Origin of the sequence: Streptomyces sp. NPDC020742, from assembly GCF_040641675.1 — a bacterium.
In the GTDB taxonomy this organism is placed as follows: Bacteria; Actinomycetota; Actinomycetes; order Streptomycetales; family Streptomycetaceae; genus Streptomyces.
The window spans coordinates 1-10,380 of the sequence record NZ_JBFAEA010000052.1; the positions used below are offsets into that span (position 1 = coordinate 1).

At 71.7% G+C, this 10,380-nt stretch carries 10 protein-coding genes; 6 read left to right on the forward strand and 4 right to left on the reverse strand.

The window, feature by feature from the left end:
- Positions 1–271: 271 nt before the first annotated feature.
- The 3 genes from AB0G84_RS36040 to AB0G84_RS36050 all read left to right on the forward strand — a co-directional run bounded on the left by AB0G84_RS36040 (position 272) and on the right by AB0G84_RS36050 (position 2,729).
- Positions 272–454 (forward strand): DUF6104 family protein, encoded by a 183-nt coding sequence (locus tag AB0G84_RS36040; RefSeq protein ID WP_030065494.1) that lies wholly within the window; start codon positions 272–274, stop codon positions 452–454.
- Between the two features lie 230 nt (positions 455–684).
- Complete coding sequence (locus tag AB0G84_RS36045; RefSeq protein ID WP_361330892.1) at positions 685–1,593, forward strand: DUF4097 family beta strand repeat-containing protein; 909 nt, start codon at positions 685–687, stop codon at positions 1,591–1,593.
- Positions 1,594–1,595: 2 nt separating this feature from the next.
- The gene (locus AB0G84_RS36050) at positions 1,596–2,729 is read left to right on the forward strand and encodes a helix-turn-helix transcriptional regulator (RefSeq protein WP_361330894.1); all 1,134 of its coding nucleotides are present in this window, start codon (positions 1,596–1,598) and stop codon (positions 2,727–2,729) included.
- Between the two features lie 57 nt (positions 2,730–2,786).
- Here the strand turns inward: AB0G84_RS36050 and AB0G84_RS36055 are convergent, their stop codons facing one another.
- The 4 genes from AB0G84_RS36055 to AB0G84_RS36070 form a co-directional block, all read right to left on the reverse strand.
- Complete coding sequence (locus tag AB0G84_RS36055; RefSeq protein WP_361330897.1) at positions 2,787–3,929, reverse strand: serine hydrolase domain-containing protein; 1,143 nt, start codon at positions 3,927–3,929, stop codon at positions 2,787–2,789.
- A 114-nt stretch (positions 3,930–4,043) separates the two neighbouring features.
- A complete protein-coding gene (locus AB0G84_RS36060; protein ID WP_361330901.1) occupies positions 4,044–4,628 on the reverse strand; it encodes a HutD family protein in 585 nt (194 codons plus the stop codon).
- A 32-nt stretch (positions 4,629–4,660) separates the two neighbouring features.
- The gene (locus AB0G84_RS36065) at positions 4,661–5,623 is read right to left on the reverse strand and encodes a zinc-binding dehydrogenase (protein ID WP_361330904.1); all 963 of its coding nucleotides are present in this window, start codon (positions 5,621–5,623) and stop codon (positions 4,661–4,663) included.
- A gap of 132 nt (positions 5,624–5,755) precedes the next feature.
- Positions 5,756–6,985, reverse strand: a complete 1,230-nt coding sequence (locus AB0G84_RS36070; RefSeq protein ID WP_361330907.1) for an NADP-dependent malic enzyme — start codon at positions 6,983–6,985, stop codon at positions 5,756–5,758.
- Positions 6,986–7,525: 540 nt separating this feature from the next.
- Between AB0G84_RS36070 and AB0G84_RS36075 the strand changes: the two genes are divergently transcribed.
- The 3 genes from AB0G84_RS36075 to AB0G84_RS36085 are packed head-to-tail and all read left to right on the forward strand — an operon-like array spanning position 7,526 to position 10,303.
- Entirely contained in the window at positions 7,526–8,500 is a 975-nt protein-coding gene (locus AB0G84_RS36075) for an ABC transporter substrate-binding protein (RefSeq protein ID WP_361330910.1), read from the forward strand.
- Between the two features lie 58 nt (positions 8,501–8,558).
- A complete protein-coding gene (locus tag AB0G84_RS36080) occupies positions 8,559–9,503 on the forward strand; it encodes an amino acid ABC transporter permease (RefSeq protein ID WP_361330913.1) in 945 nt (314 codons plus the stop codon).
- 47 nt (positions 9,504–9,550) lie between these two features.
- The gene (locus AB0G84_RS36085) at positions 9,551–10,303 is read left to right on the forward strand and encodes an amino acid ABC transporter ATP-binding protein (protein ID WP_361330916.1); all 753 of its coding nucleotides are present in this window, start codon (positions 9,551–9,553) and stop codon (positions 10,301–10,303) included.
- Positions 10,304–10,380 lie beyond the last annotated feature (77 nt).

Genomic DNA, 10,380 nt, shown 5'->3' on the forward strand with positions numbered 1-10,380 from the left:
CACGACCCCGAGCACCTGGCCACCGTCGCCGACCAGCTCAACCGACGCCCACGCAAAACGCTCGGCTGGGAAACCCCAGCCGAGCGCCTGCATAAGCTGCTCGCGGCCTGATCAACACGACCACGTGTTGCGACGACCCCTAGAAACCGCCGCGGGGGCGGGCCCTTCGGCGTGCCGGGAGGGGCGGAGGGGGTAAGGCCGCGGCGACCGGGGGCGGTGGCGCTGCCTATCCTGGCCTGGAATGTCCCCTGAACCCCTGGTGGAGAGCGCGTTGTATTTCACGGACCGTGGCATCGAGGAGCTGGAGAACCGGCGCGGCGAGGAGGAGGTCACCCTCGGGTGGGTGGCCGATCAGCTGCGTACGTTCGTCGATCTGAACCCGGACTTCGAGGTACCGGTGGAGCGGCTGGCGACCTGGCTGGCGCGGCTGGACGACGAGGACGACGAGGAGTGACAGCGGCGGCCCGGCCGCTGACGAGCGCCGGGCGCCGGGCGCCGGGCGCCGGGCGTCAGGCGTCAGGCGTCAGGCGTCAGGCGTCAGGCGGACGGTCCCCTAAGGGTGCACCACTGGTGAACCGGGGTCCGGTCCGGGCCGGAGCCGCTTGACTTCCGCTATCCGCGATATATCGTGTCCACCAAGGACGCGATATGTTGCGTTGCACGGCTATCCAGGGGAGGCCAGCCATGTCAGCCGGGACCGAGTGGTCGCAGAAGCCCGTCCAGGTGACCGGACCACGCACACTGGAGATCGCCGAGCCCTTCGACGCGCTGCACGTGCGGGTCTACGGCGGCACGGTCAATGTCGTCGGCACCTCCGACGACGGCCCGGCCCGCCTGGAGGTCGGTGAGCTGCACGGCCCCCCGCTGATCGTCTCGTGCCGCGACGGGGTGCTCTCCGTCGCGTACGAGGACCTTCCCTGGCGGGGCTTTTTGAAGTTCCTGGACCGCCGGGGCTGGAACCGCAGCGCGGTGATCTCGGTGACGGTGCCGGCCACCACCCGGGTCGAGGTCGGTGTGGTCGGCGCGGGCGCGGTGGTCTCCGGCATTTCCGGGCGCACCGACGTCCGCGGGGTCTCCGGCCACAGCACGCTGGTCGGGCTGTCCGGCCCGGTGCAGGCCGACACGGTCACGGGCGACGTCGAGGCACAGGCGCTCACCGGGGATCTGCGGTTCAACTCCGTCTCGGGCGACCTGACGGTCATCGACGGCGCGGGCGGCGGGGTGCGCGCCGAGTCCGTCAGCGGCGGCATGGTGCTCGACCTGGACCTCGCCCAGGGCGCCGACATCAGTCTGACCACGGTCTCCGGGGAGATCGCCATCCGGCTGCCCGACCCGGCCGACGCCCGGGTCGAGGCCGACACCGCCACCGGCACGGTCGCCAACGCCTTCGACGAGCTGCGGGTCAGCGGCGTGTGGGGCGCGAAGAAGATCACCGGCTCGCTGGGCGCGGGCAACGGCACCCTCAAGGCCACCACCGTCTCCGGCAGTCTGGCGCTGCTGCGCCGCCCCACCCATGAGGACGGGGACGGCCCGGCCCCCGGCCCGCGCCAGGACTCCCCCACCGCTCCGCCCGCCGGGAAGAAGGTGCTCTGAGCATGCCCCCCGTCTTCGCCCACGGCCGTCTGCGCCTGTACCTCCTCAAGCTGCTGGACGAGGCGCCACGACACGGCTACGAGATCATCCGCCTCCTGGAGGAGCGCTTCCAGGGCCTGTACGCCCCCTCCGCCGGCACGGTCTACCCCCGGCTAGCCAAGCTGGAGGCCGAGGGGCTGGTGACCCATGCGACCGAGGGTGGCCGCAAGGTCTACTCGATCACCGACGCCGGCCGGGCCGAACTCGCCGACCGCGGCGGGGAACTGGCCGAGCTGGAGCTGGAGATCCGTGAGTCGGTCGCCTCCCTCGCCTCCGACATCCGGGAGGACGTGAGCGGTTCGGCGCGCGATCTGCGCCGCGAGGTCCGGGAGGCCACCCGGCAGGCCCGGGACGACGGGAACGGCGGACGGCGGCGGACCACCGCGAACGGGGACGCGGGCCGGACGTACCCGGAGGACGCGGACCACCTCGACGGCGCGTTCGGCGACAAGGAGTCCTGGCGGCAGGCGAAGGAGGAGCTCCGCCGCGCCAAGGAGGAGTGGAAGGAGCAGGCGCGCCGGGCCAAGGAGGAGAGCCGGCGGGCCCGGCAGGACGCCCAGCGGGCCCGTAGGCAGGCCCGGGACGCCCAGGTGCACGCCCGCGAGGAGGTCCAGCAGGTCCTGCGGCGGGTCCAGGAGCAGGCGCAGGGGGCGGTACGGACCGGCGACTGGTCCGGTGCGGTGCGCGAGGCGCTGGCCGAGGTCTCCCGCGAGGTCGGCCGCTTCACCGGCGGCCGGTCCGGAGAGGGCGCCGGCGGGCGGGCGGACTCCGCCCCGGCCGGTGACGGCGGAGCGCCGGGCACGGCACGGGCGACGGTCGAGCGCGACGGCCCGACCGGGGAGGCCTCCGCGCCGGCCGCGCCGCCCGCCCCGGAGTGGGCCCAGGAGCCGTCCAGCGGCGATCCGGCCCGTGACTTCGACCGGCTGCTGGACCGCTTCCGCGACGACCTGCGGGATGCGGCCCGCGATCACGGGGTCACCGCCGAGCAGCTCAGGGAGTCCCGCCGCCGGCTGTCCACCGCCGCCGCCCACATCGGTGCGCTGCTGCGGCGTCCGGAGGAGTACCCGCCGCACGGGGACGGGGACGGGGCGGCGTAGGACGTCCGACCCGGCAGCCGGGGGCGGACGCCCGAACGGTCCGCCCCGGCCGCGGCGTCACCCCGGGAGGCACTCCCGCAGCGCCCCGATCAGCCGCTCGACCCGCTGGTCGCCGCTGCCGCCCATGAGGTTGGCGGTGTAGGCGAAGCCCACCCCGAACGCATCGTCGCCGAAGGCGAACTGGCCGCCCGCTCCGCTGTTGGCGAAGGAGCGCGGGCCGAGCAGCCGGCGGAACGGCGAGTCGAGGAGGAAGCCGGCCCCGTAACGGGCGCCGAAGTCCGGCAGCCCCGACCAGGAGGCGCCCCCGGACTGCGGTCGGACCGCGTCGGTGACGGTCTCCTCCGAGAGCAGCCGCGGCCCGCCGTGCACGCCGGTGGCCACCGCCGCGAACAGCGTCGCCAGCCCGCGCGCCGACGAGACCGCGCCGGCGCCGGGGAGTTCGGCGGTCAGCAGGGCGGGGGCGTTGTAGCCGTGCGGATCGTCCAGGCCCGGGAAGGGCAGCACGCCGTTCATGGTCAGCGCCCGCATGGGCAGCGAGGAGGCGTCCGGCAGGGTCGGCCGCCCTTCTCCCTCGGCGAGGCGGGCCAGGCCGGGCAACTCCTCCTCGGGCAGCCCGATCCAGGTGCGCAGCCCCAGCTCGTCGGCGACGGCCGTGCGGAAGTACGCGCCGGGCGTCAAGCCGGTGAGCCGCCGGATCACCTCGCCGACGAGGAAGCCGAAGGCGTGCGCGTGGTACTCGTAAGCGGTGCCGGGCTCCCACAGCGGACGCTGCTCCTCCAGGGCGCGGATCACCGGCGTCCAGGCGGTCACCTCCTCGAAGGTGAGCTGCTGTTCGGCGAGCGGGATGCCGGCGGTGTGCGCCAGCACCATCCGGGTGGTGATCCGCTCCTTGCCGTGCCGGGCGAACTCCGGCCAGTGGTCGGCCAACGGGGCATCCAGGTCCAACGTCCCCTGCTGGACGAGCAGATGGGCGCAGACGGTCAGTACGGCCTTGGCGCAGGACATCACCGGAACGACGGTGTCTCGCTGCCACGGGCGTCCGGTACGGCGGTCGGCGATGCCGCCCCACAGGTCCACCACCGGCCTACCGCCCACGAACACCGTGACGGCGGCGCCGAGTTCCCCCTGCTCGGAGAAGTTCCGGGCGAATGCGTCGGCGACGGGGCCGTAGCCCTCGTCAACCCCTCCGTGCTGCGACACCTGATGCTCTTTTCCGCGGGTCGGTGCAGCGGCCCCCGTGGCCGCCGACCGCGCCACGATAGGTGCGGCGCCGGTCGGCTCTCGACCGAATTTCGGGGCACACCGAACGCGGAGTCAGCCGACGGCAGTGGAGAGGGCGATCACCGCCGCGGTGCCCTCGGTCCGCAGCGCGGCCGCCGCCGGCTGCGGGCCGGTCAGCAGCGCCGCGTCGAACCGCGCCAGCCGCACCGGCGGACCGCCACCGGCCGGCATGAGCCGGGCCGCCCCCTGGAGGGCGACCACCAGCACGGCGTCCGTGCCGCCGGCCGGCGGCAGCGCCCGGCTCCCCCGCACCATCTCCACGGCCGCCTCCGCCCGCCCGTCGCGGAGCATCACATTGAGGTTGACGACCGGACCGGCCAGCAGCCGGCAGTCGGTGGCGGCGGCGCCGGGGAAGGCGAACGGGCGAAAGCGGTCAGGGAGATGGTGGACGGCGCCGTCCACCGTCAGCTCCAGACCGCCGCCGTCGGCAACGGTGAGGATCCGCCGGACGCCGGGCAGCGGGGAGTACGGCCCGTCGCGGGTGACGTCGGCCAGGCTGACCCGCCAGGCGAAGCCGTCCCAGCCGGCGCCCGGCGGGTGGGCGGCGACCTCCCGGGTCACCCCGCCGCCGTTGCTCCAGGGCGCGGCGGTCCGGTCCGCCGCGCGCAGGGTCCGCACCCCTCCGCTCTTTGGCGGATGCTGACGGCCCGTCACACGGTCAGCACGATCTTGCCGAACAGGTCGCCCTCGGCCATCTTCGCGAAGCCCTCGCGCGCCCGGTCCAGCGGCAGCGTGGAGTCGATGACCGGCCGGATGCCCTTGGCGGCGCAGAAGCTGAGCAGCCCGGCCAGCTCCTCCTTGCTGCCCATCGTCGACCCGACGATCCGCAGCTCCAGGAAGAAGATGCGGTTGAGCTCCCCGCTCTTGGGCGTGAAGCCGCTGGTGGCACCGGAGATCACCAGCCGGCCGCCGGGCTTGAGGGACTTCACCGAGTGCGACCAGGTCGCGGCGCCGACGGTCTCGATCACCGCGTCCACCCGCTGCGGCAGGCGCTCCCCGGAGGCGAACACCGCCTCCGCGCCCAGCTCCAGGGCCCGCTTGCGCTTGGCCTCGTCCCGGCTGGTGGCGAAGACCCGCAGCCCCGCGGCGGCACCCAGCACGATGGCGGCGGTGGCCACCCCGCCGCCCGCGCCCTGCACCAGCACGCTGTCGCCGGGCCGGACCTCCGCGTTGGTGAACAGCATCCGGTACGCGGTCAGCCACGCGGTCGGCAGACAGGCGGCCTCCTCGAAGGAGAGCTCCTTGGGCTTGGGCAGCACGTTCCAGGCCGGGACGGTGACCTGTTCGGCGAAGCTGCCCTGGTAGTGCTCGGTGAGGATGGAGGGCTTCTCCTTGGGACCCACGCCGTGGCCGGTCTGGCCGATGACGGAGTGCAGGACGACCTCGTTGCCGTCCGCGTCGATGCCGGCGGCGTCACAGCCGAGGATCATCGGCAGCGCGTCCTCGGTGATCCCGACCCCGCGCAGCGTCCACAGGTCGTGGTGGTTGAGGGAGGCGGCCTTGACGTTGACGGTCGTCCAGCCGGGGCGTACGTCAGGGGCCGGGCGCTCCCCGAGTTCCAGGCCGTTCAGCGGCTGGTCACGGTCGATGCGGGCGGCGTAGGCAGCAAACATGATCCCAACGTAGGCCGCGGCCGGTCGCTGCGGTACCAGGCAGGGGTGTGACGCGCACCGCGCCGTGGCCCCAACGGGCCGGGCCCGCACCCCCATCGGGTGCGGGCCCGGCCCGGCGGCAGATGCCTGCGGTCAGCGGCGCGCCACGCCCTCGGCGCGGGCGGCGGCCGCGACGGCGGCGGTGACGGCCGGGGCGACCCGCTCGTCGAACGGCGAGGGGATGACCCGGTCGGCGCTGAGCTCGTCGGCGACGACGGCGGCCAGCGCCTCGGCGGCGGCCAGCTTCATGCCCTCGGTGATCCGCGAGGCCCGCACCTGGAGGGCACCGGCGAAGATGCCCGGGAAGGCCAGCACGTTGTTGATCTGGTTGGGGAAGTCGCTGCGCCCGGTGGCGACCACGGCCGCGTACTTGTGCGCGACGTCGGGGTGGATCTCCGGGGTGGGGTTGGCCATCGCGAAGATCAGCGAGTCCTTCGCCATCTTCGCCACCGCCTCCTCGGGCACCGTGCCGCCGGAGACCCCGATGAAGACGTCGGCGCCCGCCAGGGCGTCCTCCAGCGAACCGGTCAGCTGGGCCTTGTTGGTGAAGCCGGCCACCTCGCGCTTGACGTCGGTGAGGTCATCGCGGTCGGCGGAGACCACGCCCTTGCGGTCGCAGACCGCGACATCGCCGATGCCCGCCTCGATGAGGATCTTGGCGATGGCGACACCGGCCGCGCCGGCACCGGAGATGACCGCGCGCAGCTGCCCCAGCGAGCGGTCGGTGAGCTTGGCGGCGTTGCGCAGGGCGGCCAGCGTGACCACGGCGGTGCCGTGCTGGTCGTCGTGGAAGACCGGGATGTCCAGTGCGTCCTGGAGGCGGCGCTCGATCTCGAAGCACCGGGGCGCCGAGATGTCCTCGAGGTTGACGCCGCCGAAGGACGGGGCGAGCCGGACCACGGTGTCGATGATCTCGTCGGTGTCGGTGGTGGCCAGCGCGATGGGCACCGCGTCCACGCCGCCGAACTGCTTGAAGAGGATGGCCTTGCCCTCCATCACCGGGAGGGAGGCCTCCGGGCCGATGTCGCCCAGGCCCAGCACCGCCGTACCGTCCGTGACCACGGCCACGACCTGGGACTTCCAGGTGTAGTCGTGCACGAGCTCGGGCTGCTCGGCGATGGCGCTGCACACCCGGGCGACGCCGGGCGTGTACGCGAGGGACAGGTCGTCCTTGTCCCGGACCGGGACGGTTGCCTGGACGGCCATCTTGCCGCCCCGATGCAGGGCGAATGCCGGATCGAAGGTGCCGTCGGGCGCCGTGCCCGCCCCTTCGTCCGCGCCCGTACCACTGTCGCTGCGAGGATTGACGATCTCCGCTGCCACTTGTCTTACCCCTTTTATTCGTATTTCTGCTGAGGGTGGCCACTCCCTGGATGAGGGGTGGGCGGGCACCGCGTCCGGACCCTGCTCGGCGGATGGCCGCCGTGCGGGGGGAGGAACGGACGCCGGGCGCGCCGCACACGCGCCCTGAGCCCCGGATGAGGGGTGTAACGAACCTTTCTACCGGACGGGCGTGGGCCTCGACGAGTCAGATTCATTACGCTCGGAATCAGAGAGCCGACAATAGCGGCGAAATGCGCAAAAACCGCAGAAGAGCGCCTGCCCGCACTGTCCGGATGACGAGACGCCCGAAGGCCTCAGCACCGCACGGTCCCACCTGATGGACGGCTCCGCCGGCGCCACAGGGCCGCCACCTCAGCTTCTCCGTCCGTTATCCGATTTTGACCTGAACGACAGTCCGAATACCGGAGCACCGATGGCAGGATTCCGTCACCAACCGAGGTCGCGACGCTCGAAGGGGTGTGCCCGGCCCCTTCGTCACGTCCTAGTCACGTCGGCTTCTCCATCTGCAGGAGGATCAGCATGACCGCACGCACCACCCGTCGCCCGGCCATCGGCAGGTCACACAAGGCCGTGGCCGCCGCGGCGGCGGTCGTCGCCTCGCTGATGGTGCTCAGCGCCTGCGGCGACCAGACGGATGCGGCCATCGCCCGGCGTGAGGCGAAGAAGAACCGCGACGTCCATGCGCCGCTGTTCAAGATGCTGCCCAAGGACGTGCAGGAGAAGGCCCTGCTCCAGGTCGGCTCGGACATCACGTACAAGCCGGTGGAGTTCCGCTCCAACGGGCAGGTCGTGGGCATCGACCCCGACCTCGCCGCGGCGATGAGCAAGGCGCTGGGGATCAAGCTCAACTTCAACAACGCCACCTTCGACACCCTCATGGGCGGGCTGAAGTCCAAGCGCTACGACATCGCGATGTCGGCCATGACCGACACCAAGGAGCGCCAACAGGGCATCGACAGCAACACCGGCAAGAAGATCGGCCAGGGCGTCGACTTCGTCGACTACCTCAACGTCGGTGTCTCGCTCTACACCCAGAAGGGCAAGACCAAGGGCATCGACGGCTGGGAGACGCTGTGCGGCAAGAAGATCGCGGTGCAGCGCGGCACGGTCTCGCACGACCTGGCCAAGGACAAGTCCAAGGCCTGTGAGAAGAACGGTGAGCAGCCGTTCTCCATCGAGGCCTTCGACAACGACTCCGAGGCCCAGACCCGGCTGCGTACCGGCGGTGTGGACGCCGTCTCCAGCGACTACCCGGTCGCGGCGTACGCGGTGAAGGTCTCCGGGGGCGGTAAGGACTTCCAGATGGTCGGCGGCGCACCGCTCAAGGCGGCCCCGTACGGCATCGCGGTCCCCAAGGGCCAGGAGAAGCTGCGCGACGCGCTCAAGGCCGCCGTGGAACTCACGATCAAGAACGGCTCGTACGCCAAGGTCCTGGACAAGTGGGACGTCAAGGACGCGGCGGTCAAGGAAGTGCAGCTCAACGGCGGTAGCTGAGCCGTCGGTAGCCGTCCCGTCCCCCGGCCATCCCGCCGAATGCTGAAAGGCAACATCCGTGTCAGTTGACGTCGACAAGCCGGCCCAGCCGCCGGCTGACGCTCCGCCGCCCCAGCCCGAGTCCATCAAAGCCATCCCGGTCCGCCATTACGGCCGCTGGGTGGCCGCGATCGTCGTCGTCGGGCTGATCGCCCTGCTCGGCCGGGCCTTCGCCTCCGGGAACGTCAACTGGGGCGCCATTCCCCAGTACATGTTCAACGCGGACATCCTCAAGGGCCTGCGCAACACCCTGCTGATCACCGTGCTGTCGATGGCCATCGGCATCGTCCTCGGCGTGATCCTCGCCGTGATGCGCCAGTCCAAGAACCCGGTGACCTCCACCGTGGCGTGGTTCTACGTCTGGTTCTTCCGCGGTACGCCGGTCTACGTCCAGCTGTTCCTGTGGTTCAACCTCGGCCTGGTCTTCCAGTACATCGACATCATGCCGATCTACAAGGACGAGTGGTCGGACTTCATGACCCCGTTCCTGTGCGCGCTGCTGGGGCTCGGCCTCAACGAGGCGGCGTACATGGCGGAGATCTGCCGGGCCGGCCTGAACGCGGTCGACGAGGGCCAGACCGAGGCGGCGCACGCGCTGGGCATGAGCCACGGCAAGACGCTGCGCCGGATCATCGTGCCGCAGGCGATGCGGGTGATCGTGCCGCCGACCGGCAACGAGGTCATCAACATGCTGAAGACCTCCTCGCTGGTGATCGCCGTGCAGTACTACGACCTGCTGCAGGCCGCACAGAACGTCGGCCGGGACTCCGGTGTGGTGGTCGAGATGCTGATCCTCGCCGCCGCCTGGTACCTGATCGCCACCACGGTGCTGAGCATCGGCCAGTACTACCTGGAGCGCTACTACGCCCGCGGGTCCAGCCGCCAGCTCCCGCCCACCCCGCTCCAGCGCGCCCGGGCGCAGCTGTCCGGCGGCTTCAACCGCTCCGCCGGAGGTGCGGCATGACCACCAAGACCTCGACGAGCACGGCCGCGGGCACCAGCGGCGGCCCCATGGTCCTGGCCGAGGGCGTGCACAAGTCCTTCGGCGCGGCGCACATCCTCAAGGGCATCGACCTGGAGGTCGCGCCCCGGGAGGTGTTCTGCCTGATCGGCCCGTCCGGCTCCGGCAAGTCGACGTTCCTGCGCTGTATCAACCACCTGGAGAAGATCAACGCCGGGCGGCTCTCGGTCGACGGCGAACTGGTCGGCTACCGGGAGCACAAGGGCAAGCTCTACGAGCTGCGCGACCGGGAGGTCGCCGCCCGCCGCCGGGACATCGGCATGGTCTTCCAGCGCTTCAACCTCTTCCCGCACATGACCGCGATCGAGAACGTCATGGAGGCACCGATCCAGGTCAAGGGCGAGTCCAAGGCCGCCGCCCGCGAGCGCGCTGCCAAGCTCCTGGACCGCGTCGGCCTCGCCGACAAGGCCGGGAACTACCCCTCGCAGCTCTCCGGCGGCCAGCAGCAGCGCGTCGCCATCGCCCGTGCGCTGGCGATGGAGCCCAAGCTGATGCTCTTCGACGAGCCGACCTCGGCGCTCGACCCGGAGCTGGTCGGTGACGTCCTGGACGTCATGAAGGACCTGGCCGCGGACGGCATGACGATGGTCGTGGTCACGCACGAGATGGGCTTCGCCCGCGAGGTGGGCGACTCGCTGGTCTTCATGGACGACGGCGTGGTCGTCGAGTCCGGCCACCCCCGCGAGGTGCTCACCAACCCCCAGCACGAGCGAACCAAGTCGTTCCTGTCGAAGGTGCTGTAGGGCCCGCCGTGGTCCGCGGCGGGCCGGCCCCGGGGGGGTTCGGGAGAGCACACGTCTGAACACCACTCACCACGAGT

Excerpts from the sequence above, each read along its gene's own strand:
- AB0G84_RS36045 (WP_361330892.1), top strand. The coding sequence starts at position 685 with ATGTCAGCCGGGACCGAGTGGTCGCAGAAGCCCGTCCAGGTGACCGGA.
- AB0G84_RS36050 (WP_361330894.1), top strand. The coding sequence starts at position 1,596 with ATGCCCCCCGTCTTCGCCCACGGCCGTCTGCGCCTGTACCTCCTCAAG.
- AB0G84_RS36065 (WP_361330904.1), bottom strand. The coding sequence starts at position 5,623 with ATGTTTGCTGCCTACGCCGCCCGCATCGACCGTGACCAGCCGCTGAAC.
- AB0G84_RS36085 (WP_361330916.1), top strand. The coding sequence starts at position 9,551 with ATGGTCCTGGCCGAGGGCGTGCACAAGTCCTTCGGCGCGGCGCACATC.
- AB0G84_RS36075 (WP_361330910.1), top strand. The coding sequence starts at position 7,526 with ATGACCGCACGCACCACCCGTCGCCCGGCCATCGGCAGGTCACACAAG.